At 73.1% G+C, this 24,375-nt stretch carries 22 protein-coding genes; 15 read left to right on the forward strand and 7 right to left on the reverse strand.

The features are described 5' to 3' along the window. Nucleotides 1–26 precede the first annotated feature (26 nt). A complete protein-coding gene (locus tag ACIO9K_RS14310) occupies nucleotides 27–1,085 on the reverse strand; it encodes a cation diffusion facilitator family transporter (RefSeq protein ID WP_400329756.1) in 1,059 nt (352 codons plus the stop codon). A 154-nt stretch (nucleotides 1,086–1,239) separates the two neighbouring features. Continuing rightward, the gene (locus ACIO9K_RS14315; RefSeq protein ID WP_363618171.1) at nucleotides 1,240–1,968 is read right to left on the reverse strand and encodes a gamma-glutamyl-gamma-aminobutyrate hydrolase family protein; all 729 of its coding nucleotides are present in this window, start codon (nucleotides 1,966–1,968) and stop codon (nucleotides 1,240–1,242) included. A 152-nt stretch (nucleotides 1,969–2,120) separates the two neighbouring features. On the opposite strand from ACIO9K_RS14315, the gene ACIO9K_RS14320 reads away from it, so the two are divergent. From ACIO9K_RS14320 to ACIO9K_RS14335, 4 genes are all read left to right on the forward strand, one after another. After that, nucleotides 2,121–3,506, forward strand: coding sequence for a glutamine synthetase family protein (locus tag ACIO9K_RS14320; RefSeq protein WP_363618173.1), 1,386 nt, complete (start codon nucleotides 2,121–2,123; stop codon nucleotides 3,504–3,506). 5 nt (nucleotides 3,507–3,511) lie between these two features. Beyond that, the gene (locus ACIO9K_RS14325) at nucleotides 3,512–4,879 is read left to right on the forward strand and encodes an aldehyde dehydrogenase family protein (protein WP_400329761.1); all 1,368 of its coding nucleotides are present in this window, start codon (nucleotides 3,512–3,514) and stop codon (nucleotides 4,877–4,879) included. Nucleotides 4,880–4,885: 6 nt separating this feature from the next. Then, nucleotides 4,886–5,674, forward strand: a complete 789-nt coding sequence (locus tag ACIO9K_RS14330) for a 3-oxoacyl-ACP reductase (protein ID WP_363583826.1) — start codon at nucleotides 4,886–4,888, stop codon at nucleotides 5,672–5,674. A gap of 128 nt (nucleotides 5,675–5,802) precedes the next feature. Beyond that, nucleotides 5,803–7,017, forward strand: a complete 1,215-nt coding sequence (locus ACIO9K_RS14335; RefSeq protein ID WP_400329764.1) for a DUF2510 domain-containing protein — start codon at nucleotides 5,803–5,805, stop codon at nucleotides 7,015–7,017. 79 nt (nucleotides 7,018–7,096) lie between these two features. Here the strand turns inward: ACIO9K_RS14335 and ACIO9K_RS14340 are convergent, their stop codons facing one another. Beyond that, on the reverse strand, nucleotides 7,097–8,020 hold the full coding sequence (locus ACIO9K_RS14340) for a lytic polysaccharide monooxygenase (protein ID WP_363618177.1): 924 nt from the start codon (nucleotides 8,018–8,020) through the stop codon (nucleotides 7,097–7,099). 291 nt (nucleotides 8,021–8,311) lie between these two features. After that, nucleotides 8,312–9,535, reverse strand: coding sequence for an alanine racemase (locus tag ACIO9K_RS14345; protein ID WP_363618179.1), 1,224 nt, complete (start codon nucleotides 9,533–9,535; stop codon nucleotides 8,312–8,314). Between the two features lie 91 nt (nucleotides 9,536–9,626). Between ACIO9K_RS14345 and ACIO9K_RS14350 the strand changes: the two genes are divergently transcribed. Further along, entirely contained in the window at nucleotides 9,627–10,400 is a 774-nt protein-coding gene (locus tag ACIO9K_RS14350; protein WP_400329769.1) for an SseB family protein, read from the forward strand. A gap of 76 nt (nucleotides 10,401–10,476) precedes the next feature. On the opposite strand, the gene ACIO9K_RS14355 is transcribed toward ACIO9K_RS14350, so the two are convergent. Further along, the gene (locus ACIO9K_RS14355) at nucleotides 10,477–10,854 is read right to left on the reverse strand and encodes a DUF1844 domain-containing protein (RefSeq protein WP_350877933.1); all 378 of its coding nucleotides are present in this window, start codon (nucleotides 10,852–10,854) and stop codon (nucleotides 10,477–10,479) included. Between the two features lie 482 nt (nucleotides 10,855–11,336). On the opposite strand from ACIO9K_RS14355, the gene infC reads away from it, so the two are divergent. From infC to ACIO9K_RS14395, 8 genes are all read left to right on the forward strand, one after another. After that, on the forward strand, nucleotides 11,337–12,083 hold the full coding sequence (infC, locus tag ACIO9K_RS14360; protein ID WP_363618492.1) for a translation initiation factor IF-3: 747 nt from the start codon (nucleotides 11,337–11,339) through the stop codon (nucleotides 12,081–12,083). Between the two features lie 141 nt (nucleotides 12,084–12,224). Continuing rightward, nucleotides 12,225–12,419 carry a 50S ribosomal protein L35 gene (rpmI, locus tag ACIO9K_RS14365; protein ID WP_030055648.1) on the forward strand — a complete coding sequence of 65 codons (195 nt, stop codon included), beginning with the start codon at nucleotides 12,225–12,227 and terminating at the stop codon, nucleotides 12,417–12,419. Between the two features lie 109 nt (nucleotides 12,420–12,528). Next, nucleotides 12,529–12,924 (forward strand): 50S ribosomal protein L20, encoded by a 396-nt coding sequence (rplT, locus tag ACIO9K_RS14370; RefSeq protein ID WP_030055649.1) that lies wholly within the window; start codon nucleotides 12,529–12,531, stop codon nucleotides 12,922–12,924. Between the two features lie 104 nt (nucleotides 12,925–13,028). After that, nucleotides 13,029–13,895, forward strand: coding sequence for an RNA methyltransferase (locus tag ACIO9K_RS14375; RefSeq protein WP_350877932.1), 867 nt, complete (start codon nucleotides 13,029–13,031; stop codon nucleotides 13,893–13,895). Nucleotides 13,896–14,005: 110 nt separating this feature from the next. Beyond that, nucleotides 14,006–15,109: an ATP-binding protein gene (locus tag ACIO9K_RS14380; protein WP_363618183.1), complete on the forward strand. Its 1,104-nt coding sequence runs from the start codon at nucleotides 14,006–14,008 to the stop codon at nucleotides 15,107–15,109. A gap of 335 nt (nucleotides 15,110–15,444) precedes the next feature. Then, nucleotides 15,445–16,566: a phenylalanine--tRNA ligase subunit alpha gene (pheS, locus tag ACIO9K_RS14385; protein WP_363372880.1), complete on the forward strand. Its 1,122-nt coding sequence runs from the start codon at nucleotides 15,445–15,447 to the stop codon at nucleotides 16,564–16,566. Then, nucleotides 16,566–19,067, forward strand: coding sequence for a phenylalanine--tRNA ligase subunit beta (pheT, locus tag ACIO9K_RS14390; protein WP_363583814.1), 2,502 nt, complete (start codon nucleotides 16,566–16,568; stop codon nucleotides 19,065–19,067). Before pheS ends, pheT begins: the two co-directional genes overlap by 1 nt. 207 nt (nucleotides 19,068–19,274) lie before the next feature. Then, the gene (locus ACIO9K_RS14395) at nucleotides 19,275–20,117 is read left to right on the forward strand and encodes a chitosanase (RefSeq protein ID WP_363583812.1); all 843 of its coding nucleotides are present in this window, start codon (nucleotides 19,275–19,277) and stop codon (nucleotides 20,115–20,117) included. Nucleotides 20,118–20,186: 69 nt separating this feature from the next. Here ACIO9K_RS14395 and ACIO9K_RS14400 read toward each other — a convergent pair whose 3' ends face one another. Continuing rightward, on the reverse strand, nucleotides 20,187–21,056 hold the full coding sequence (locus tag ACIO9K_RS14400) for a 3-hydroxybutyryl-CoA dehydrogenase (RefSeq protein WP_363583810.1): 870 nt from the start codon (nucleotides 21,054–21,056) through the stop codon (nucleotides 20,187–20,189). Nucleotides 21,057–21,339: 283 nt separating this feature from the next. On the opposite strand from ACIO9K_RS14400, the gene ACIO9K_RS14405 reads away from it, so the two are divergent. Next, nucleotides 21,340–22,158, forward strand: coding sequence for an SDR family oxidoreductase (locus ACIO9K_RS14405; protein WP_350877926.1), 819 nt, complete (start codon nucleotides 21,340–21,342; stop codon nucleotides 22,156–22,158). Between the two features lie 67 nt (nucleotides 22,159–22,225). Here the strand turns inward: ACIO9K_RS14405 and ACIO9K_RS14410 are convergent, their stop codons facing one another. Continuing rightward, a complete protein-coding gene (locus ACIO9K_RS14410; RefSeq protein WP_363583808.1) occupies nucleotides 22,226–23,185 on the reverse strand; it encodes a polysaccharide deacetylase family protein in 960 nt (319 codons plus the stop codon). Nucleotides 23,186–23,461: 276 nt separating this feature from the next. On the opposite strand from ACIO9K_RS14410, the gene ACIO9K_RS14415 reads away from it, so the two are divergent. Next, nucleotides 23,462–24,346 (forward strand): SAM-dependent methyltransferase, encoded by an 885-nt coding sequence (locus ACIO9K_RS14415; protein ID WP_400329777.1) that lies wholly within the window; start codon nucleotides 23,462–23,464, stop codon nucleotides 24,344–24,346. Nucleotides 24,347–24,375: the final 29 nt, after the last annotated feature.

The raw sequence follows: 24,375 nt of genomic DNA on the forward strand, positions 1-24,375 counted from the left end.
CGCACCGCGACGACAGGAGGGCGGCTTCAGTGTTCGTGCGGGCCGGCGCGGTGGACCGGGCCGTGCGCGTCGGCGCAGTGTTCGGCGGGCTGCTCGCCCGGGGCGGCGATCTGGAGCAGGGCGCCGGCCGCGTCCTCGCCGACGTGGTCGACCTGGAGCGTGCTGTGGGTGATGCCGTACTCGTCGGCCAGTCCGCGCTGGAGCTCGCGCCGGACGGCGTGGCAGTCGCCGCCGGGGGTGACCAGGATGTGCGCGGACAGGGCCGGCTGGTTGGAGGTGATCTCCCAGATGTGCAGGTCGTGGATCTCCTCGACCAGCGGCTGGGCGACCATCCGGTCGGCCACCGCGTCCGGGTCGATGCCGGCCGGGGCGGCCTCCAGGAAGATCCGCCCGGAGTCGCGGACCAGGCCGATGCCGGCCTTGAGCATCAGCGCGACCACGATCAGCGAGGCGATCGCGTCGGCCCGGACGAAGCCGGTGGTCAGCATGACGGCGCCGGCGACGGCGGTGGCGATGAACGCGTACAGGTCGGTGAGCACGTGCTGGAAGGCGCCCTCGACGTTCAGCGAGCTGCGGTTGGCCTTCGACATGCACCAGGCGGCGGCCAGGTTGACCACGATCCCGATCAGCGCGGTGACCAGCACCAGCGAGCCGGCGACCTCCGGCGGCTCGAACAGCCGGGTGACGGCCTCGTAGCCCAGCCAGGCGGACAGCACCAGCAGGGTGACGCCGTTGGCCTGGGCGGACAGGATCTCGGCGCGCTTGAGGCCGTACGTGTAGCCGCCGCGGGCCGGGCGGGCGGCGAGGCGCATCGCGACCAGCGCGAGGACGATCGAGGCGGCGTCGGTGAGCATGTGCGCCGCGTCGGAGATCAGGGCCAGGGACTTCGCGGCGAAGCCGACCACGACCTCGCCGGCCATGAAGACGACGATGAGCGTGAGGGCGCCGAGCAGCCAGCGGCGGTCGGCGTCGGCGGCGACACCGTGCGAGTGGCCGCCGTGTCCGCCGTGCCGGTGTCCGCCGTGGTCGTGCGCGTGCTGGTGGTCATGCGCATGATCAGTGTGGGAATGCTCGTGCCCGGCCATCGAAGTCCTCTCTGGACGCACGGGTGGGGAGGGGAGGGGCGCGATCGCCCTGCACCCGAAGTGAACCGCAGAACGGACAAAGATCCAAAGGCTGTACTGGTGACCGTTGTCGTTGCCGTTGAGCGGTCGTTCCGAGGGGGCGGGCGCGCCTCGGCTACCCGATCAGCGCGGTGTCCAACTGCGCCGCGGTGGCCGCCCGCACCAGGGCCCGCATCACCCGCAGGTCGTCCCCCTGTTCCGGGTGCCACTGCACGCCCAGGGTGAAGCCCGGGCCCTCGACCGCCTCGACCGTCCCGTCCGGCGCGTGGGCCGAGACCCGCAGGCCCGCCCCGACCCGGTCGACGGCCTGGTGGTGGAAGGTCGGCACCTCCACCTCGCTCTCCGGCAGCAGCCCGCCGAGCAGCGTCCCCGGCACCGGCCGCACCAGGTGCGTTCCGTAGCCGCCGTCCGCGCCGCCGTGGACGTCCACCGGCACGACGTCCGGCAGGTGCTGGACGAGGGTCCCGCCGCAGACGACGTTGAGCACCTGCATGCCCCGGCAGATCCCCAGCAGCGGCATCCCGGCCGCCAGGGCCGCCCGCAGCAGGGCCGACTCCCACCGGTCCCGTTCGGGGGAGTCGACCTCGGTGCGGGGGTGGGCGGGCTGGCCGTAGTAGGCGGGGTCGATGTCGGGCCCGCCCGCGATGACGAGGGCGTCGAGCCGGGCGAGCACCTCGGGTGCGCGGTCGGGGGAGTCGGGCGGGAGCAGCACCGCGATCCCGCCGGACTCCTGGACGTACGCGGTGTACCGCTCGGGCACCAGGGCCACCCGGCGGCCCTGCCAGTTGCTCCAACTCGCGTCGACCAGGTAGGTGCTGACGCCGATGAAAGGCCTGCGATCCATGGCGGGCATTCTCCACCCGCACCGCCTGATCCCCCGTCAACCACGCATGTCGGCGCGCCACACCTGCCCGCCCTCTTCCGCGCCGTCCGCCGCAGGCCGTACGGTTCGCTGTGACCGCTTGAACTCGAAGAGTGATCGTGGAGGGTTCCGTCATGCCCGAGAACGCCGCCGCGGGCGTGCCGCCCCGGGCGCCGCTGACCCTGGACGAACTGCGCATGCTGGTGGACACCGGCGAGGTCCACACCGTGGCGCTGGCGTTCACGGACATGCAGGGGCGCTTGCAGGGCAAGCGCTTCGCCGCCCGCTTCTTCCTGGACGAGGTGGTCGAGCACGGCGCCGAGGCCTGCGACTACCTGCTCGCCGTGGACGTCGACCTGAACACCGTCGACGGCTACGCCTTCTCCTCCTGGGCCACCGGCTACGGCGACTTCGCGATGCGCCCCGACCTCGGCACCCTGCGGCTGACCCCCTGGCAGCCGGGCACCGCGCAGGTGACCGCGGACCTGGCCCGGCACGGCGGCCACCCGGTGGACGCGGCCCCCCGCCAGCTGCTGCGCCACCAGATCGCGCGCCTGGCGGAGTACGGGCTGGCCGCCGACATCGGGACCGAGCTGGAGTTCCTGGTGTTCCGGGACACCTACGAGCAGGCCTGGCTGGGCGGTTACCGCGGCCTGACGCCGGCGAACCTGTACAACGTGGACTACTCGATGCTGGGCACCGCCCGGGTCGAGCCGCTGCTGTCCCGGATCCGCAACGAGATGGCGGGCGCCGGGCTGGTGGTGGAGTCGGCCAAGGGCGAGTGCAACCTCGGCCAGCACGAGATCGCCTTCCGCTACGCGGACGCGCTGACCACCTGCGACCAGCACAGCGTCTACAAGACGGGCGCGAAGGAGATCGCCGCGCAGCAGGGGTGCGCGCTGACCTTCATGGCCAAGTACAACGAGCGCGAGGGCAACAGCTGCCACATCCACCTGTCGCTGCGCGACGCGGTGGGCGCGCCGGCCTTCGCCGACCGGGACGGCCGGATGACCGACACCATGCGGCACTTCCTGGCCGGCCAGCTGACGGCGCTGCGCGAGTTCAGCCTGCTGTACGCGCCGAACATCAACTCCTACAAGCGCTACCGCCAGGGCTCGTTCGCCCCGACGGCGGTGGCCTGGGGCCGGGACAACCGGACCTGCGCCTACCGGGTGGTCGGCCACGGCCCGGGCCTGCGGATGGAGAACCGGGTGCCGGGCGGGGACGTCAACCCGTACCTGGCGGTGGCCGGGATGATCGCGGCCGGCCTGCACGGGCTGCAGCGGAAGCTGGAGCTGCCGGCGCCGTGCCTGGGCAACGCCTACGCCGTCGAGGAGTACGCCCGGGTGCCCGGTTCGCTGCGCGAGGCCGCGGAGTTGTGGGCCGACAGCGAGCTGGCCCGGGTGGCCTTCGGCGACGACGTGGTCGAGCACTACCTGAACATGGCCCGGGTGGAGCAGTGCGCCTTCGACGGCACCGTCACCGACTGGGAGCGCTACCGATCCTTCGAACGGATGTGAGGCCGATGACCGACCCCACCGTCAGCACCGTCCGCAATCCCGCCACCGGAGAGGTGCTCGCCACCGTCCCGGACACCACCGCGGGGCAGGTGGACGCGGCGGTCCAGCGCGCGTCGAAGGCCCAGCCGGCCTGGGCGGCGCTGGCACCGGGCGAACGGGCCCGGCTGCTGCGCCGGTTCGCCGACCAGGTCGAGGTGCACGTGCCGGAACTGGCCGCACTGGAGGTGCGCGAGGCCGGCCACACCGTGGGCAACGCCCGCTGGGAGGCCGGCAACGTCCGGGACCTGCTGGAGTACGCGGCCGGGGGAGTGGAACGCCTGACCGGCCGCCAGATCCCGGTGGCCGGCGGCCTGGACGTGACCTTCCACGAGCCGGTCGGCGTGGTCGGGGTGATCGCGCCGTGGAACTTCCCGATGCCGATCGCCGCCTGGGGCTTCGCGCCCGCCCTGGCGGCGGGCAACGCCGTCCTGCTCAAGCCCGCCGAGGCGACCCCGCTCACCGCACTGCGGCTGGCCGAACTCGCCCTGGCGGCAGGGCTGCCGGAGGGTCTGTTCCAGGTGCTGCCGGGCCCGGGCGGGACGACCGGCCGGGCCCTGGTGGACCATCCGGCGGTCCGCAAGATCGTCTTCACCGGCTCGACCGTGGTCGGCAAGGAGGTGGCCGCCCGCTGCGCGGCCCGGGCCAAGCGGGTCACCCTGGAGCTGGGCGGCAAGAGCCCCAGCATCGTCTTCGCCGACGCCGACCTGGCCCGCGCCGCGGACCCGATGTCCTTCGCCGACAACAGCGGCCAGGACTGCTGCGCGCGCAGCCGGATCCTGGTCCAGCGGGAGGTGTACGACGACTTCCTGGCGCTGCTGCTGCCCGCCGTCGAGGCGCTGCGCACCGGCGACCCGGCGGACCCGGAGACCCGGCTGGGCCCGCTGATCTCGGCCGCCCAGGTGCGCCGGGTCGCCTCCTACGTCACCCCGGACCTGCCGGTGCTGGCCCGCGGCGCGGTGCCGGACGGGCCCGGCTACTGGTACCCGCCGACGGTGATCGCGCCGACCGACCCGGAGGTGCCGGCGGTCACCGAGGAGATCTTCGGCCCGGTCGCCGCCGTGCTGCCGTTCACCGACGAGGCGGACGCGCTGCGGCTGGCCAACGCCACCCGCTACGGCCTGTCCGGCTCGATCTGGACCAGGGACCTCGGCCGGGCGCTGCGGCTGGCCCGCGGCGTCGCGGCGGGCAACCTGTCGGTCAACTCGCACTCCTCGGTGCGGTACTGGACGCCGTTCGGCGGTTACGGCGAGTCCGGGGTCGGCCGGGAGCTGGGGCCGGACGCGCTGCGCCACTTCACCGAGACCAAGAACGTCTTCATCCACAGCGAGGAGTAGAAGCCGATGACGGAGAACGACGCACCGGTGTGCCGCCGCCTGGTCGGCCGCACCGCCGTGATCACCGGCGCCGGCAGCGGGATCGGCCTGGCGGCGGCCCGCCGGCTCGCCTCGGAGGGCGCGAAGGTGGTCTGCGCGGACGTGGACGAGCAGTCCGGGCGGGCGGCCGCGAAGGAGGTCGGCGGCCTGTTCGTGCACACCGACGTCACCGACCCGTACATGGTCGAGGCGCTGTTCGACGAGGCGTACGAGACGTACGGGAGCGTGGACGTCGCGTTCAACAACGCGGGCATCTCGCCGCCGGAGGACGACTCGATCCTGACCACCGGCCTGGACGCCTGGCGCAAGGTCCAGGAGGTCAACCTGACCTCGGTGTTCCTGTGCTGCAAGGCCGCGCTGCCGTACATGCGGCGGCACGGGCGGGGCTCGATCATCAACACGGCCAGCTTCGTGGCCCGGATGGGCGCGGCCACCTCGCAGATCTCGTACACCGCCTCCAAGGGCGGGGTGCTGGCCATGTCCCGGGAACTGGGCGTGCAGTTCGCCCGGGAGGGGATCCGGGTGAACGCGCTGTCACCGGGGCCGGTGGACACCCCGCTGCTGCGGGAGCTGTTCGCCACGGACCCGGAGCGGGCGGCCCGCCGGCTGGTGCACATCCCGTTGGGCCGGTTCGCCCGGGCCGAGGAGATCGCCGCCGCGGTGGCCTTCCTGGCGAGCGACGACTCGTCCTTCATCACGGCGAGCGAGTTCCTGGTGGACGGCGGCATCTCGGGCGCCTACGTGACCCCGCTGTAGCCCCGGGCGGGCGCGACAGTCCTGAGCGTGCCCGACGTGCCCCTTCTCACCGTAATCTCATCGAAAGCCACCGGAATTCGAGGTCGCGCTGATTTCGCGTTTATCCGCGTGCCTTTAGATTCTCTGTTGTGAGCGAGCAGATTCCCGCCGGGTGGTACCCGGACCCGAAGGACACCGGCGGCGACCCGAGGCCGCAGCGCTGGTGGGACGGCAGGGGTTGGACGGCCAGCACCCGGCCCGCACCCTCGGACGCCCCGGAGCCGGTGCCCCCGGCGGCCGGGGCTCCGGGGCCGGGGTCGGCCGACGAGCCCACGGTGCTGCAGGGCGAGGTGCTGGACAGCGGGCCGACCGTCCGCTACCCGGAGCCGCCGCCCTTCGGTACCGCCTACGGCTCCGAGGCACCGCCGCCGCGCAAGCCCCGGCGCCGGCCGTCCCCGATGGTGATCGCCGCCACGGTCGCGGCGCTGCTCGGCCTGGGCACCGGCTCCGGGATCACCTACCTGGCGATGGACGGCCACAGCGACAACCGCCCGCAGCGCAGTGCCCGGCAGGCCGTGCCGAACGGCGAGAACGGCCCCTGGAACGGCTTCCCGGGCCTCGGTGGCAACGGGAACGGCGGGAACGGCAACGGCAACAACGGGAACGGCAACGGCAACAACGGCGGCAGCGGCGACGGCAGCAACGGGACCGGTGGCAACGGCGGGACCGGCGGCAACGGCGGGCCCGGCGGGAACGGGAACGGCGGCAGCGGCAAGACCAGGCCCGGCGGCGGGAACGCGATCGACCTGGTGAACGGGCTCACCCTGCCCGTCCCCTCCGGCTGGCAGGGCGGCTACACCAGCGACGGCTACGCCGCGCTCACGGTCGGCGCCTACACCTGCCCGGACGGCAGCGAATCGTGCACCCTCGGCGGGGTGACCACCGGCCGGATCGGCGGCGGCGGCACCGACGCCCAGGCCGCCGCCAAGGCCGACATCGAGAAGGCGGCCAAGGACTCGTACGGCGCCATCACCGGGCACCAGGAGCTGAAGTCCGAGGCGGTCAAGGTCAACGGCCAGGACGGCTACCTGGTCCGCTGGAAGGTCGACGCTCCGAAGGGCAACAACGGCTACGTGCAGACGGTGGTCTTCCCGTCCACCGACGGCAAGACGCTGGTCTCCGTGCACTTCGGCTTCGACATCGCCGACAAGGCGCCGGACCTCGGCCTGATGGACACCATCGTCAACGGCATCGCCGACTTCAAGGGCAAGCTGCCGTCCATCCCGGGCGGCGGGCTTCCCGGCGGCGCCACCGGTGGCGTTCCCGGCGGTGGTGCCGCTGGGACCGGCGGCACCAGCACCTGAGCCACCCGCTCCTCACACGGGGTGGAGCCGCGGAACCGGGCCGGACGGGGGTTTGGCCGCCCCGGCCCCGCGTCCGGCGTCAGGAGTCGCGTCGAACAGCCTCGATGCGACGGCGCCGGAGCACCATGCCGGCCCAGCCGACGCTGATCGCGGCGGCGCCGGCCAGCAGCAGCGGGCCGGTGGCCGACGTGCCGACGGCCGCGGTGGCGGTCGGGATCACGGCGCCGGCCGGGGAGTTGGGGTCGCCGCCGTGGCCGTGGTGGGCGACCGTGGACTTGGGCGCGTCGGCCGCGATCTGCGCGTCGCTGGGCGCGGCCGGGGCCTGCGCGGCGAGCGCCGGAACCGCCGGGGCACCGGCCGCGGTGGCCGCGCCGAAGTCGACGTCGGAGCAGCTGTAGAACGCCTCCGGGCTGTCGCTGCGCTGCCAGACCGTGTACAGCAGCTGGCGGCCGGTGCGCTGCGGCAGGGTGCCGGCGTAGGTGTAGAAGCCGTTGGTGGCGGTGCGGTCGACCTGCACCTGGGCGACCGGCGTCGGGTCGAGGTCCGACCACTTCAGCGGCTTGGTGGCGTCGTAGCCCGGCTTGGTGATGTAGACGGTCTGGGTGCCCACGTGCGGCGCGGTGGTGCGGAACTGGAAGGTGAAGGCGCCCGCCTTGACCGCGGTGGCCGGCCAGTCGGTGCGCGGCCAGTCCAGGGCCTGGTACTTGTCGCGGTTGGCCGAGCAGAGCTTGCCGTCCGGGATCAGCGCCTGGTGGTTGCCGGCCGCGTTGGCGATGTTCACCTCGTTCCAGTCGTACAGCGGCTGGGTGCCGCTCGCGGCGACGAGGTCCTTGCAGACCTGGGACACCGGGTGCTCGGGGCCCTCGGCGTAGCAGGCGGCGACCCGGCTGACCGGGTTGGTCATGGTGCCGTGGGCGCTGGCGGTGCCTGCGGTGGAAACGGCCACCGCGAGGGCCGCGGCGCCGACCGCGCCGACGGACAGGGCACTTCGCTTGATGGACATGGGGTGGGGACTCCTTGACCGTCGTTCCGGGCGGGTGTGGGGGAGCGGACACGCCTGCCCGTTCGGGGGCCGCCGGCCCGGACCGCGGACCCCTGGCCAGAGCGTATGATTGGTCTGGACCAGCTGGCAATAGTCGCGCGTGCCACGCTTTCTGACGGACTGTAGGCCCCCGAACAGGGCAAAGGCCCGACGGAACGGCCGGGTTAGGCGTTCCATCGGGCCCGCTTAAGGCTCCGGAAAGGTCGTCGGACGGCCGTTCGGACGGTCAGGCCGCCGCCGGCCGCCGACCGGTCACAGGAACGCCTTCCCCTCGCCCCGGTACGTCGGGACGGTCCGGACGATCCGATCACCCTCGATCAGGTGCAGTTCGGCGAAGCGCTCGCACAGTTCGCCCGCCTTGGCGTGCCGGAACCAGACCCGGTCGCCGATCAGCAGGTCGTCCGCGGCCGCGCCGAGCAGCGGGGTCTGCACCTCCCCGGCGCCCTCCATCGGGTCGTAGCGCAGCCCCTGCGGCAGGTACGGCACCGGCGAGCGGTCCGGGCCGGCCGCGCCGGAGGCGGGGTAGCCGCCGCCGAGCACCGTCACCACGCCGACGCCGGGGCGGCGCACCACCGGCTGGCCGAACAGCGCGGCCGGACGGCCGTGGAACGAGCGGTAGTTGTCGAACAGCCGGGGCAGGTAGAGCCCGGAGCCGGCCGCGACCTCGGTGACCGCGCGCTCGGCCACGGTGGACTCCACGCTGCCGGTGCCGCCGCCGTTGACGAACTCCAGCTCGGCCACCCGCCGCAGCCGCCGGACCGCGGCCGCCCGCCGCTCGGCCAGTTCGGTCCTGGCCCTGGCCTGCATCAGCCGGATCAGCTGCGAGCGCAGCGGCCGGCCGGGCACCTGGTCGCCCACCCCGGCGACGTGCCCCTCGTAGGCCATCAGGCCGACCACCCGGAAGCCCCGGCGGTGCTGGACGAGTTCGGCGAAGGCGCCGAGGTCCTCGGGGGTGCGCAGCGGGGAGCGCCGGGCGCCCACCCGGACCCGCCCGCCGAGCAGGTGCAGCGCGGTGTCCAGCTCCAGGCAGACCCGCACCTCGGCGTCGCCGCCGCGGGCCTTGTCGATCAGGTCCAGCTGGGCGGGGTCGTCGAGGACGACGGTGACCTCGCGGGCGAGCGCCGGATCGGCGGTCAGCTCGGTGTACCCGGCCCGGTCGGCGGAGGGGTAGGCGAGCAGGACGTCGCGCACGCCGGTGCGGGCCAGCCAGAGCGACTCGTCGAGGGTGTAGCTCATCACCCCGGCGAAGCCGTCCACGGCCAGCGCGCGTTCCAGCAGCGCCCGGCAGCGCACCGACTTGCTGGCCACCCGGATCGGCTTGCCGGCGGCCCGGCGCACCAGGTCGGCGGCGTTGGCGTCGAAGGCGGCGAGGTCGACGACGGCCACCGGACCGTCCAGGTGCGCGGTGGCCCGGTCGTACCGGAGGCGGTCGGAGACCGGAGCGGGAGCGGTCGCGGGTGCGTCGAGGATCACCATGGGCGCAGGGTGCCACACCGCACTACCGGTGGGTAGGCCCCGCGTGCGGGCAAATGGGGCGGCTCGCGCGCGGTGGCATAGGGTCGGGCGGGTGGACCGCAAAGACTTCTCCAACCCGGCGTTCGTCGGCAAGGGCATCCCGAACCCCGGCTTCTCCGACGACGACGGCACCGCAGACCCGGCGCTCGCCGAGGCCCTCGCCCGCTGGTCGCAGGACCGCGCGGCCGAGCCGGAGGTGCTGGCGGCGCTGACCCCCACCCGGCTGATGGTCCCGATCGTCGCGATCCTCGGCGAGGTCGAGGTGGACGAGCACGGGCACCAGCACGAGAAGACCAGCGACATGGCCGTCCCGGTGCTGGAGGCCCCGGACGGGCGCCGCGCGCTGCCGGCCTTCACCTCGCTCGACTCGCTCGCCCGCTGGCGTGCCGACGCCCGCCCGGCGCCGACGGCGGCCCCGCAGGCCGCGATGGTGGCCTTCTCCGAGCGCGCCGACACCCTGCTGGTCGACCCGGCCGGGCCGGTGCCCTTCCAGCTGAGCGGCGCCCGGCTGCGGGCGCTCGCGGAGAACCGCCCGTTCCTGCCGCCGGTCCGGGACCCGGAGGTGCGCGAGGCGGTCCGCGGGCTGCTGGCGGCCGAGCCGCAGGTGCTCACCGGGCTGCTGGCGGCCTCGGAGGGCTCGGACGGGGTGCTCGCGGTGGTGTTCGACCCGGCGCTGGACCAGGACGGGCTGCAGGCTGCCGTGCAGCGGGTCGGGCGGGCGGTGGCCGCCGACCCGGTGCTGCGGGTGCGGCTGGACCGGGGGCTGGACCTCGCGGTGCTGCCGGCGAGCGCGGAGCTGCCGGGGGAACCGCTCTACAGGCGGTAGGGAGCGGTGGGGAGCCGTAGGAAGTGCGTCGGGGGCGGTGCGTCGCGTGACGCACCGCCCCCGGGTCGCGTCCGGGTCAGGAGTAGACCGGCCCGGTGAACTTCTCGCCCGGGCCCGTGCCCGGCGCGTCCGGGACGATGGAGGCCTCGCGGAAGGCCAGCTGCAGCGAGCGCAGGCCGTCCCGCAGGGGCGCCGCGTGGAAGTTGCTGATCTCCGGGGCGCCGGCGGTGACCAGTCCGGCCAGCGCGGTGATCAGCTTGCGGGCCTCGTCGAGGTCCTTGTCCTTGTCCCCGCCCTCGGCCAGGCCGCACTTGACCGCGGCGGCGCTCATCAGGTGCACCGCGACGGTGGTGATCACCTCGACGGCCGGGACCTCGGCGATGTCCCGGGTGAGGTCGTCGAAGCCGATCGCGTCGTCGTCCGCGCCGGGGGTCTTGGTGGGCTCGCTGCTCAAGGGGGGCTCGTTCCGTCGTGCCGGTGTCCGTACCCCTGGAGCGTACAAGGGCCCTTCCGGAGGCGGACAAAGGTGGTGAGGTGGGGCGGAATAGCGTTCGACTCCGCAGCGCTGTATGCTTCGAGACTGACCGGCCGGGATCCCGTATGGGCACCTGGCCAGCAAGAGGAGGCTCCACCCAGGAGGCCCGAGAGGGCAACCGCGAAAGTCTCCCACCTGGTCGACCTCAGGGTCGACGGGTCCCGGTCCGCGACGGGCGCCACGGCGCCGAGTCGCAGCAGCGCTCCTCACCAGGGTGTTGCCCCCGGATTGTGTGGAGCCCCGCTTGTACCGAGCGGGGCTTTTTTCGTGTCGCGGTGCACACGGTGCCGAACAGGTGCCGGGCAGCGCAGCACGAATGAAGCCCCGCCCAGTGGTCGAGTCCACTACGTGCGTCCGCCGTCCGACGGCCGCATCGCAGAAGGTGCAACCGAGGAGGCCCCATCAGCACCGAGCCCCGCATCAACGACCGGATTCGCGTCCCGGAGGTGCGACTCGTCGGTCCCAGCGGCGAGCAGGTCGGCATCGTGCCGCTTGCCAAGGCGCTGGAGCTCGCGCAGGAGTACGACCTCGACCTGGTCGAGGTCGCGGCGACCGCCCGGCCGCCGGTGTGCAAGCTCATGGACTACGGCAAGTTCAAGTACGAGTCGGCCATGAAGGCCCGTGAGGCGCGCAAGAACCAGGCGCACACGGTCATCAAGGAGATGAAGCTCCGGCCGAAGATCGACCCGCACGACTATGACACCAAGAAGGGTCACGTCGTCCGGTTCCTCAAGCAGGGCGACAAGGTCAAGATCACGATCATGTTCCGTGGTCGTGAGCAGTCCCGCCCCGAGCTGGGCTTCCGCCTGCTGCAGCGGCTCGCCGACGACGTCCAGGACCTGGGCTTCATCGAGTCGTCGCCGAAGCAGGACGGCCGAAACATGATCATGGTTCTTGGCCCGCACAAGAAGAAGACCGAGGCGATGGCCGAGGCCCGCGCCCTCGCCGACGCCCGCAAGGCCGAGCGTCAGGGCCGTACCCCCGGCTCCGACGCCGCCGCGGACGACGACCTGGTGGACGACGACCTGCTGGTCGACGACGAGGTCGCCGACGACGAGGCGACCGAGGCACAGGACGCCCCGGCCGAGGCACCGGCCGTCGAGGCCGACGCTCCGGTCGAGCAGCCGGCCGCCTCCCAGGGCGCCTGAGCCTTCACCGGCCAGGGCGGCCCGGGAGACCGGCCCCAAGGTGACGGGGCGCCCCGCCCGGTCACACAGATCCATCCAGTTCACGCCCGCGTGGCGCAGGCCGCGCGGGCGCGGACGGGACCGACGAGGAGATACGGCGAAATGCCGAAGCAGAAGACGCACAGTGGCGCCAGCAAGCGCTTCAAGATCAGTGGCTCTGGCAAGGTGCTCCGCGAGCGCGCCGGCCGCCGCCACCTCCTGGAGCACAAGCCCTCGACGCTGACCCGCAAGCTGGCCGGGACCGTCGAGCTGGCCCCCGCTGACGCCAAGAAGATCAAGAAGCTTCTCGGCAAGTGATCGCCCTCCCGCCCGGTGCGAGCCGTGAGCGGGTCAGCTGATCCTTCCCGACCCATTCGAATGACGGACCACGTGAAGTAGTCCGTGGTCCAACCCAAGGAGTAATCAAGTGGCACGCGTCAAGCGGGCAGTCAACGCCCACAAGAAGCGCCGGGTCATCCTGGAGCGCGCCAGCGGCTACCGTGGCCAGCGCTCGCGCCTGTACCGCAAGGCCAAGGAGCAGGTCACCCACTCGCTGGTCTACAACTTCAACGACCGCAAGAAGCGCAAGGGCGACTTCCGTCAGCTGTGGATCCAGCGCATCAACGCTGCGGCCCGTGCCAACGGCATCACCTACAACCGCTTCGTGCAGGGCCTGAAGGCCGCCAGCGTCGAGATCGACCGCAAGATGCTGGCCGACCTGGCCGTCAACGACCCGGGCGCGTTCGCGTCGCTGGTCGAGGTCGCCCAGAAGGCGCTGCCGGCCGACGTGAACGCCCCCAAGGCTGCCGCCGACGCCGCCTGATCTTCCGAGATCAGTCGAGCTCCGACCGGACCCGCAGGCTCCCTGCGGGTCCGGTTCTGCGTTTCCCCGGATCTTCAGCGCCGCCCGCCACAGAGAACGAGACCATGCCGAGCACCGACACCCCCCTGCTCACCTCCCTGCGCTCGCCGCGCGTCGTCGCCGCCCGCCGGCTCGCCAAGCGGAACCAGCGCACCAAGGAGCGCCGCTTCCTGGTCGAGGGCCCGCAGGCCGTCCGGGAGGCCGTCGCCTTCGGCCAGCTGCCGGGCTCGGCCGAGCACGCCGTGGTCGAGGTGTACGTGACCCCGGAGGCCGCCGAGCGGCACGCCGCCATCGTCGAGGCGACCCTGGCCGAGGGGCTGCCGGTGCTGACCGCCACCGACGAGGTGATCGCCGACATCTGCGACACGGTGACCCCGCAGGGCATCGTGGCGCTCTGCCGCTTCATCGACACCCCGTTCGCCGAGGTGCTCAAGGCCCGCCCCAAGCTCGTCGCGGTCCTCGCCCACGTCCGCGACCCCGGCAACGCCGGCACCGTGCTGCGCACCGCCGACGCGGCCGGCGCGGACGCCGTGGTGCTCACCGACGCCTCGGTGGACCTGTACAACCCGAAGGCCGTCCGGGCCTCCGTCGGCAGCCTGTTCCACCTGCCGGTGGCGGTCGGCGTACCGGTCGAGGAGGCCGTCGCGCAGCTGCGCGCGGCCGGGGTCCGGGTGCTCGCCGCGGACGGCGCGGGGGAGCGCGACCTGGACCAGGAGCTCGACGAGGGCACCCTGGGCGCGCCCGGCGCGTGGGTGTTCGGCAACGAGGCCTGGGGGCTTCCGGAGGAGACCCGCGCGCTGGCCGACGAGGTCGTGCGCGTCCCGATCCACGGGCACGCCGAGAGCCTCAACCTGGCCACCGCCGCGGCCGTCTGCCTGTACGCCTCGGCCCGGGCGCAGCGCTCGCCCGGCGGCTGCCGCTCGAACGCCTGACCCGCACGCTCCCGGCGCCACCGGCCGAGGGCCTACTACAGGGGGCTGCGAGGCGCTAGGGTCTGCCTCTGTGGGGGGAACGGCACGGTGGGTAATCGGGGAGGACACCCATGGTCGGCAGCGGGCCAGAGCTCGACCCGGACGACCTACCGGACGGCCTGGTGGTCGCCGATGCGCTGGGCCGGGTGGTCTGCTTCAACCGGGCCGCGGCCCGGCTCACCGGCCTGCCCCCGGAGGCCGCGCTCGGCAGCGGGCTGGAGGACGTCCTCCCGCTGGAGGACCTGGACGGCCGCCGCTGGTGGCAGCTGACCGACCCGTACGGCGGCCTGGCCACCCGCACCGGCCAGCCGGAGCGCAACCTGCTGCTGCCCGGCGGCCGCGAGGTGCTGGTCTCCGCCCGGTACGTCCGGGACGTGCCGCTGGGGCCGCCGCAGCGGGTGGTGATCGCGCTGCGCGGCACCGAGGCCCGGCGCCGCACCGAGCGCAGCCACGCCGAGCTGATCGCCACCGTCGCCCACGAGCTGCGCTCGCCGCTCACCAGCGTCAAGGGCTTCACGGCGACGCTGCTGGCCAAGTGGGAGCGGTTCACCGACGGGCAGAAGCGGCTGATGCTGGAGACGGTGGACGCCGACGCCGACCGGGTCACCCGGCTGATCGCCGAACTGCTGGACATCTCCCGGATCGACGCCGGCCGGCTGGAACTGCGCAAGCAGGTGGTCGACCTGGCCGCCGCGGTGCGCCGGCACGTCGAGCGCAAGGTCGCCACCGGCATCCCCGAGGAGCGCTTCGACGTCCGGATCAGCGAGCCGCTGACCGTCCTGTGGGCCGACCCGGACAAGGTCGACCAGGTGCTGGCCAACCTGCTGGAAAACGCGGTGCGCCACGGCGAGGGAACTGTCACGATCGAGGTGGCACCGGCCAAGGAGGTCGTCGAGGCGCCCCTCTGGGAGCGCTCGGGCACCCCTCCCCGCATCGTGGAAGGAACCGCGGTCACCGTGAGCGACGAAGGAAGCGGCATCCCCGAGGAGTCGATGCCGCGCGTCTTCACCCGCTTCTGGCGCGGTTCCAAGCGCGGCGGCACCGGCCTGGGCCTGTACATCGTCAAGGGCATCGTGGAGGCCCACGGCGGCTCGATCCGGGTCGACCGGGCGCCCTGCGGCGGCGCCCGGTTCCGATTTATCCTGCCCGCCAGCGTTCCGGACTTCATGCTCTGAAGGAGCATGAACGACAAGCAGAGCATGCTCTGAAGGAGCATGAACGACAAGCAGAGCATGCTCTGAAGGAGCATGACGACGAGCGGGGCATGCTCTGAAGGAGCATGAACGCATGCTCCGCGGTCCCGCTGGACGGGCTTCCAGGCAGCCGCGCTACGCGCTGCGACTACACTCGACCTTTGGCGTTGTGGGACGCCCTGTGCGGCTGAGCCGCGGACACCCCTCTTCCCCGTCGTACGGAGAACGGCTGCCCGTGCCCCGGCCACGCCGGGCGTACCGCAGGGGAGAGCCACCCTTACCTGAGCACGGACGAGCAGGAGCACGGGAAGATAGAGATGTCGGCACCCAACAAGTCGTACGACCCGGTCGAGGTCGAGGCCCTCAAGCCCGAGGTGGTGGAGCAGGCGCGGGACGAGGCCGTCGCCGCCTTCGCCGCCGCCAGCACGCTCGACGAGCTGAAGGAGGCCAAGGTCGCCCACACCGGCGACCGTTCCGCGCTCTCCCTCGCCAACCGCGAGATCGGCGCCCTGCCCCCGCACGCCAAGGCCGCCGCCGGCAAGCTGATCGGCCAGGCTCGCGGCGCCGTCAACAAGGCCCTCGCCAAGCGGCAGGCCGAGCTGGAGGCGGAGCGCGACGCCCGCGTGCTGGTCGAGGAGGCGGTGGACGTCACGCTGCCGTACGACCGTGCCCCGCGCGGCGCCCGGCACCCGCTGACCACCCTGGCCGAGCGCATCGAGGACACCTTCGTCGCGATGGGCTACCAGGTCGCCGAGGGCCCCGAGGCCGAGGCCGAGTGGCTGAACTTCGACGCCCTCAACCTGGGCCCGGACCACCCGGCCCGCTCGATGCAGGACACCTTCTTCGTACAGGCCCCGGACGGCTCCGCCGACTCCGGCGTGGTGATGCGCACCCAGACCTCCCCGGTCCAGGCCCGCACCCTGCTCGACCGCGAGCCCCCGGTCTACGTGGTCTGCCCCGGCCGCGTCTACCGCACCGACGAGCTGGACGCCACGCACACCCCGGTGTTCCGCCAGGTCGAGGGCCTCGCGGTGGACGAGGGCATCACCTTCGCCGACCTCAAGGGCACCATCGAGGTGCTGGTCGAGAAGCTGATCGGCGGCGGCCTGGAGCTGCGCTGGCGCCCCTCGTACTTCCCGTTCACCGAGCCGAGCGCCGAGATCGACCTGCAGTGCTTCGTGTGCCGCGGCGAGAGCGTCGGCAACCCGGACCGCCCCTGCCGGACCTGCTCCTCCGAGGGCTGGATCGAGCTCGGCGGCTGCGGCGTGGTCAACCCGCGCGTGCTGGTCGCCTGCGGCGTCGACCCCAACCGCTACAGCGGGTTCGCCTTCGGCCTGGGCCTGGAGCGGATCCTGATGAATCGTCACAACGTCGCCGACATGCGCGACATGGTCGAGGGTGACGTGCGCTTCACCCTCCCGTTCGGGATGGAGATCTGATGCGCGTCCCGCTTTCCTGGCTGCGTGAGTACGTCGACCTGCCGGCCGGCGAGACCGGCCGTGACGTGGCGGAGCGCCTGGTCCGGGCCGGCCTGGAGGTCGAGACCGTCGAGCAGCTCGGCGGCGACCTCAAGGGCCCGCTGGTCGTCGGCGAGGTGCTCTCCATCGAGCAGCTGACCGGCTTCAAGAAGCCGATCCGGCACTGCCTCGTCAACGTCGGCGACGCCAACGGCACCGGCGAGCCGCAGGAGATCGTCTGCGGCGCCACCAACTTCGCCGTCGGCGACAAGGTCGTCGTGGTGCTCCCGGGCGCCGTGCTGCCCGGCCCCTTCCCGATCGCGGCCCGCCAGACCTACGGCCGCACCTCGGCCGGCATGATCTGCTCGGCCCGCGAGCTCGGCATGGGCGACGACCACGACGGCATCATCGTGCTCCCGCCGGAGTTCGAGCCCGGCACCGACGCGATCGAGCTGCTCCAGCTGGTCGACGAGGTGCTGGACATCGCCGTCACCCCGGACCGCGGCTACTGCCTGTCGCTGCGCGGCGTCGCCCGCGAGGCCGCCGCCGCGTACGGGCTGCCGCTGGCCGACCCGGCGCTGCTCGACGTGCCGCCGGCCAACTCCTTCGGCTACCTGGTCAAGGTCAACGACCCGGCCGGGTGCGACCGTTTCGTGGCCCGCACGGTCGTCGGCATCGACCCGACCGCCAAGTCCCCGATCTGGCTGCAGCGCCGCCTCCAGAAGGCCGGCATCCGCCCGATCTCGCTGACCGTCGACATCACCAACTACGTGATGCTGGAGGTCGGCCAGCCGCTGCACGCCTACGACAAGCAGCGCGTGAGCGGCCCGATCACGGTCCGCCGGGCGGAGCAGGGCGAGAGCCTCACCACCCTCGACGGCGTGCAGCGCAAGCTCTCCGCCGAGGACCTGCTGATCTGCGACAACAGCGGCCCGATCGGCCTGGCCGGCGTCATGGGCGGTGCCTCCACCGAGATCCTCGACCCGGCCGCCGGCCCGGGCACCACCGAGGTGATCATCGAGGCGGCGCACTTCGAGCCGGTCGCCGTCGCCCGCGCCGCCAAGCGGCACAAGCTGCCCTCCGAGGCGTCCAAGCGCTTCGAGCGCGGCGTCGACCCGGAGGCCGCCCGCGCCGCCGCCCAGCGCGCCGTCGACCTGCTGGTCCTGATCGCCGGCGGCACCGCCGAGGCCGGGGTCACCGACATCGCCGCCCCGCACCCGGTGCGCACCATCACCATCTCCGCCGACCTGCCCGACCGGGTCGCCGGCACCGCGTACGGCCGCGAGACCGTGACCCGGCGCCTGCAGGAGATCGGCTGCTCGGTCGCCGGCGCCGACGTCCTGGAGGTCACCCCGCCGACCTGGCGCCCCGACCTCACCGACCCGTACGACCTCGCGGAGGAGGTCATCCGGCTGGAGGGCTACGACAACGTCCCCGCCCGGATGCCCAACGTGCCCCCGGGCAAGGGCCTGACCGAGGCCCAGCGCGTCCACCGCCGGATCGGCGTCGCGCTGGCCGGGGCCGGTTACGTCGAGGTCAACAACTACCCGTTCCTCGGCGAGAGCGCCTTCGAGGCGCTCGGCCTGGAGCCGGACGACCGGCGCCGGCGCACCGTCAAGCTGGTCAACCCGCTCAACGACGAGGAGCCGGCGCTGCGCACCACGCTGCTGCCGGGCCTGCTCGGCTCGCTGCGCCGCAACGTCGGCCGCGGCAACACCGACCTGGCGATCTACGAGACCGGCACCGTCTTCCTGCCCAAGGACGAGCTGTCCGTGGCCCCGCGTCCGGCCGTCGACCGCCGGCCGAGCGCCGAGGAGCTGGCCGCGCTGGACGCCGCGCTGCCGGACCAGCCGCGCCGGGTCGCCGTCGCCCTCGCGGGTGAGCGGCTGCCGTCCGGCTGGTGGGGCCAGGGCGCCGTGGCGTCCTGGGCGGACGCCGTCGAGGCGGCCCGTACGGTGGCCCGCGCGGCCGGCGTCGAGCTGACCGTCCGGCAGGGGCAGCGGGCGCCGTGGCACCCGGGCCGCTGCGCCGAGCTGGTCGTCACCGGCACCGACCGGGTGGTCGGCCACGCCGGTGAGCTGCACCCGCGCGTCGTCAAGGCGCTCGGCCTGCCGGCCCGCACCAGCGCGATGGAGATCGACGTCGACCTGCTCACCGCGGACGGCGCCGAGAAGGTCAACGGCCCTGCGGTCTCCGGCTTCCCGGTGGCCACCCAGGACGTCGCGCTGATCGTCGACGCCGCCGTTCCGGCCGCCGACGTGGAGGCCGCGCTGCGCTCCGGCGCGGGCGAACTGCTGGAGGCCATCCGGCTGTTCGACGTCTTCACCGGCGAGCAGGTCGGCGAGGGCCGCAAGTCGCTGGCGTACGCGCTGCGCTTCCGCGCCGCGGACCGCACGCTGACCGCCGACGAGGCGACCGCCGCCCGCGAGGCGGCCGTCGCCGAGGCCGTCGCCCGCACCGGCGCGGTGCTGCGCGGCGCCTGATCCCGTCAGGCCCCAGGGCCCCGTCCGGACCTCGGTCCGGACGGGGCCCTTCGCGTTGCCCGGGGCCCGCCCCCTGGGCCTGTGGTCTGACCTGCGTCTTTGAAGAGCCTTGAAGAGACTTTGTCAAAACCCTTGCGGGGACAGGGAAGGAGGGCCTTAATTCTCGTTAGGAAAGTTTCCTAACCCCCCGAGGAAACGGAGCATCGTATGCGTCCCCAGCACCACCATGCCCTCCGCATCGCCCTCGCCGCCGCCCTGGTGGCCGCCCCCCTCACGGTCGCGGCCGCCGGCGCCGCCACCGCCGCGCCGCCGTCCGCGACGTCCGTCCAGCTCAAGGGAGTCGGGCTGGACGACCCGCACAAGAAGGACATCGCGATGCAGCTGGTGTCCAGCGCGGAGAACTCCTCGCTGGACTGGAAGGCCCAGTACAAGTACATCGAGGACATCGGCGACGGGCGCGGCTACACCGGCGGCATCATCGGCTTCTGCTCCGGCACCGGCGACATGCTGGACCTCGTCCAGCACTACACCGACCTCAAGCCGGGCAACGTCCTCGCCAAGTACCTGCCGGCCCTGAAGAAGGTCAACGGCAGCGCCTCGCACGCCGGCCTCGGCACCCCCTTCGTCAACGACTGGGCCGCCGCCGCCAAGGACACGGTCTTCCAGCAGGCCCAGAACGACGAGCGCGACCGGGTGTACTTCAACCCCGCCGTCAACCAGGCCAAGTCCGACGGCCTGCGCGCGCTCGGACAGTTCGCCTACTACGACGCCATCGTCATGCACGGCCCCGGCAACAGCTCGGACAGCTTCGGCGGCATCCGCGCCGCCGCCCTGAAGAAGGCCAAGACCCCCGCCCAGGGTGGTGACGAGGCCACCTACCTCAAGGCCTTCCTGGACGCCCGCAAGGTGGTCATGAAGAAGGAGCAGGCCCACTCCGACACCAGCCGGGTCGACACCGAGCAGTCGGTCTTCCTCAACGCGAAGAACTTCGACCTCAACCCGCCGCTCAAGTGGAAGGTCTACGGCGACAGTTACGCCATCAACAGCTGACGGAACGCCAAGCGGGGCCCGGGAGCGGCACATCGCTCCCGGGCCCCGCCGCCGTCCACCGGCCGGTGCTCAGGCGCTCGCGGTGTAGTCGTAGAAGCCGCGGCCGGACTTGCGGCCCAGCAGGCCCGCGTCGACCATCCGGGAGAGCAGCGGGGGAGCCGCGTACAGCGGCTCCTTGTACTCGTCGTACATCGACTCGGCGATCGAGACGATGGTGTCCAGGCCGATCAGGTCGCACAGCCGCAGAGGGCCCATCGGGTGGGCGCAGCCGGCCTCCATGCCCTTGTCGATGTCGGAGGCGGTGGCCACACCCGACTCGAACATCCGCACCGCGGACAGCAGGTAGGGCACCAGCAGCGCGTTGACCACGAAGCCGGCCCGGTCGCGGGCGCGGATCGGCTCCTTGCCGAGCTCCTGGGAGGCGAAGGCCTCGACCCGCTCCGTGGTCACCGCCGAGGTGGTCAGCGTCGGGATGACCTCGACCAGCTTCTGCACCGGCGCCGGGTTGAAGAAGTGCAGGCCGATCACCTGCTCGGGGCGGGAGGTGGCGGCGGCCAGCTTCACGATCGGGATCGACGAGGTGTTGGAGGCGAGGATCGCGTCCCGGCGCTCGACCACCTGGTCCAGGGTCTGGAAGATCTTTACCTTGATGTCCTCGCGCTCGGCGACCGCCTCGACCACCAGGTCGCGGTCGGCGAAGTCGGACAGGTCCACGGTGAAGGTCAGCCGGGCCAGCGCCTCGTCCCGCAGCTCCGGGCTCAGCTTGCCGCGCTTGACCGCCGTGTCCAGGGAGTTGGTCAGCCGGGTGCGGCCGAACTCCAGCGCCTCGCCGCTGGCCTCCGCCACCAGGACGTCCAGCCCGGCCCGGGCGAAGACCTCCGCGATGCCCGACCCCATCAGGCCGCAGCCGATCACTCCGACGCGCGCGATGTCACTCACTCAGTTGCCCTTCGGTGGTGCTGGGGGTCGCCCAGCGAACTGGTGGCCCAGCGAGCTGCTGGTCAACGGGCCGGTGTGCCGGAATGGGTGCACCGGTCACCGTCCCGACGACGTTACTACTCCGTACCGGCCAGTAGGTCACCCCCTCCCCGGCCGGGTGCCAGTGCGAGACGTCGTCCGAACGGGTGAGGCCGGGCCCGCCGCCCGTGCGCCCGGGGCCACCCCCGCCCGGCGGCCGGAAGAATGCCGCAGACGGGGGCCGGGGACGGGAAGGGAGCACACGGTGCCGACGGGATCGCTCGCAGGACAGGTCGGCCTGATCACCGGCGCGGGCCGGGGAATCGGCCGGGAGATCGCCATCGGCCTGGCCGCCGAGGGCATGGCCGTCGGCCTGGTCGGCCGCACCCACGGGACGCTGACCGACACCCTCAAGGAGTGCGCCCGGCACGGCTCCCGCGGCGTCGCCGTCACCGCCGACGTCACCCGTGCCGGCGCCGTCCGCGAGGCCGTCCGGGTCGTCGAACGCGACCTCGGCCCGATCGACCTGCTGATCAACAACGCCGGCCTGGTCGACCGCGCCGAGGTGCCGCTCTGGGAGACCGACGCGAACCAGTGGTGGCAGGTGATCGAGACCAACCTGCGCGGCCCCTACAACCTGCTGCGCTGCGTCCTGCCCGGCATGGTGTCCCGGGAGCGCGGCCGGGTGGTCAACCTCAACTCCGGCTTCGCCCTGCGCCCGGACGGCGACTACACCGCGTACGCCACCTCCAAGGGGGCGCTGCTCCAGCTCTCCGACAACATGGCGGACTCGCTGGCCCGCCACGGCATCGTCATCCTCGACATCAGCCCCGGCGCGGTCGAAACCGACATGACCGCCGCGATGCCGATGTTCAAGGACACGACGACCTGGGGCTCCATCCCGTACATGGTCGCGGTCACCGTGGACGCCGCCCGGGGCCGCTTCGACGGCCTGCACGGCCGGTTCATCCACGCCGGGCGGGACGACCTGGAGGAGCTGGTCAACCGGGCCGCGGAGATCCGCGCGGCGGACGCCCGGACGCTGCGGATGCGCCCGTACAAGGCGGACGACCCGATGGGTTGAACGGGCCCCCCGGCCGGCGTGCCCCCTCGGTCGGCGTGCCCATCGGACGGCCTGCCGCGAAGAGCGGTCAGGCGCACAGCTGACTGGCGGTCACCGGCTTCAGGCCCGCCTTGGCGAGACCGTCCAGGATGCCCGGCAGCGCGTCCACCGTGCACTGGTGGCCCATGTGCAGGGCGACCACCGAACCGCCGCGCACCGACTTCAGCACCCGGCGCTGCAACTCGGCGGCCGACGGGTCGTTGTAGTCGCGCGGGTCGACGTCGAAGGACAGCACGTGCTCGTAGCCGACCGCCTTCGCCTGCTCGCGCACCGTCCGGGTGGCGTACTGCGCGGCGGACGGGCGGAACCAGCGGCCGATCGAGCCGGTGAGCCGCTGCAGCCGTTCGGCGCACTGGGCGATCTCGTCGTGTACCTGGGCGGCCGTCATCGTCGAGAGGTCGAGGTGGTTCTGGGTGTGGTTGCCCAGCTCGTGGCCGGCGTCCAGGATCCGGCGGGCCATCTGCGGCTGCTGGTCGAGCCAGCTGCCGACCGCCATCACGGTCAGCTTGATGCCGCGCTGCTCGGCGGCCTCCAGCAGCGCGGTGGCCTGCTTCGGATCGCCGCTGCCGTGGCAGGTCAGCGCCACGAACTTGCTGGTGCGCGGCCCGTTCACCACCTCGACCGGGGTGCCGGCGGCGAGCGGCGGCAGCACCGGCGGCGTCGGAGGCGTCGGTGGGGGTGTCGGCGGCGTCGCGGCCCCGGCGGCCGGCTCCGCGCCGGTGGCCGGGTCGGTACCGGCGGTCGGGTCGGCCCCGATGGGCTGCGGCTCCGGCGGGGCGGACGGCACGGGGGAGGCCGGGCCCTCGCCGCCGTTCCAGGCCGGGTCGGTGGTGTGCTGCGGGTCGAGGGTGCCCGGGTGTACGGCGAGCACCCCGGCGTCGGCCCGGCGCGGGGTGCCGGAGGCACACGCGCTGAGGAACCCGCTGGCGGCGGTCAGGGCGGCCAGCTGGACGGCGGTGCGCAGTACGGTGCGGCGGTCGGCAGTCATCGGCAGTCAGCATAGAGACGGTGGCCACCCACGGCGATCCGAGGAGCGTCCCGGTACCGCCATTGACGTGCACACACACCACCGTCCGGGCGTTGCGTAAACCTGAACTGCCGGTGTTTCACCGGCGTGTCGTCGGATACGATCACGGCGCACCGCACGCCACGGGAGGGTGGCCGGGCCGGACGCGGGGTCACCCCCGTGGTACCGGGCGGCCCCGCCGGCCGCCGAGGCGGTGCCATGTCCGGCAGTGAGCACGGCAGAGGGGGGCGGAACAGGATGCACGAGGACAGCGCGGCCGTCGGCGAGGCCACCGGCACCGACTGGGACTGGGCCAGAACGGACGACTGGCAGCCGCCGAGCGAGCTCGACACCGGCGTCCCGCACACCGCCCGGATGTACGACTACTACCTGGGCGGCAAGGACAACTTCGAGGCCGACCGCAAGGCCGCCCAGGCCGCCATAGCGGCCTACCCCGCGCTGCCGCTGCTGGCCCGCACCAACCGGCAGTTCCTCGGCGACGCGGTGGAGTTCGCCGCCGGCCGGGGCATCCGCCAGTTCGTCGACATCGGCACCGGCATCCCGGCCGTCGGCTCCACCAGCGAGGTCGCCCAGCGGGTCGCCCCGGACGCCCGGGTGGTGTACGTCGACAACGACCCGATCGTCGCCACCCACGCCCGCGCCCTGCTGGCCGGCCACCCCGCCGGACACACCTCGGTCATCGAGGCCGACCTGCGCGACCCGGCCACCATCCTCGGCCACCCGGGCCTGCTCGCCGCCGTCGACCTGTCCCGGCCGGTCGCGCTGATGCTCGTCGCCGTGCTGCACTTCATCCGCGACGAGGACGGCGCCCAGCAGATCGTCCGCACCCTGCGCGACGCGCTCGCCCCCGGCAGCGCGCTGATCCTCTCCCACGGCAGCCCCGACTTCGCCTCCCGGGAGAGCGCCGCCGAAGGCACCCGCATCTACCGCAGCGCCAGCGCCCCCCTGGTGCTGCGCCCGCGCGCCGGCGTCGAACCCTTCTTCGGCGACTTCGAGTTCGCCGGCCCCGGCCTGGTCCAACTCCCGCTCTGGCGCCCCACCCCCGGCCACGTCCCCACCACCGAACTCCCCGAAGGCTGGCAGGACGTCTCGGCTTACGCGGGCGTCGCGTTCAAGCGGTAGCCCCGGATCACGAGGCGGTCCGGCCCCGG

Origin of the sequence: Kitasatospora sp. NPDC087271, from assembly GCF_044744605.1 — a bacterium.
Classification (GTDB): domain Bacteria; phylum Actinomycetota; class Actinomycetes; order Streptomycetales; family Streptomycetaceae; genus Kitasatospora.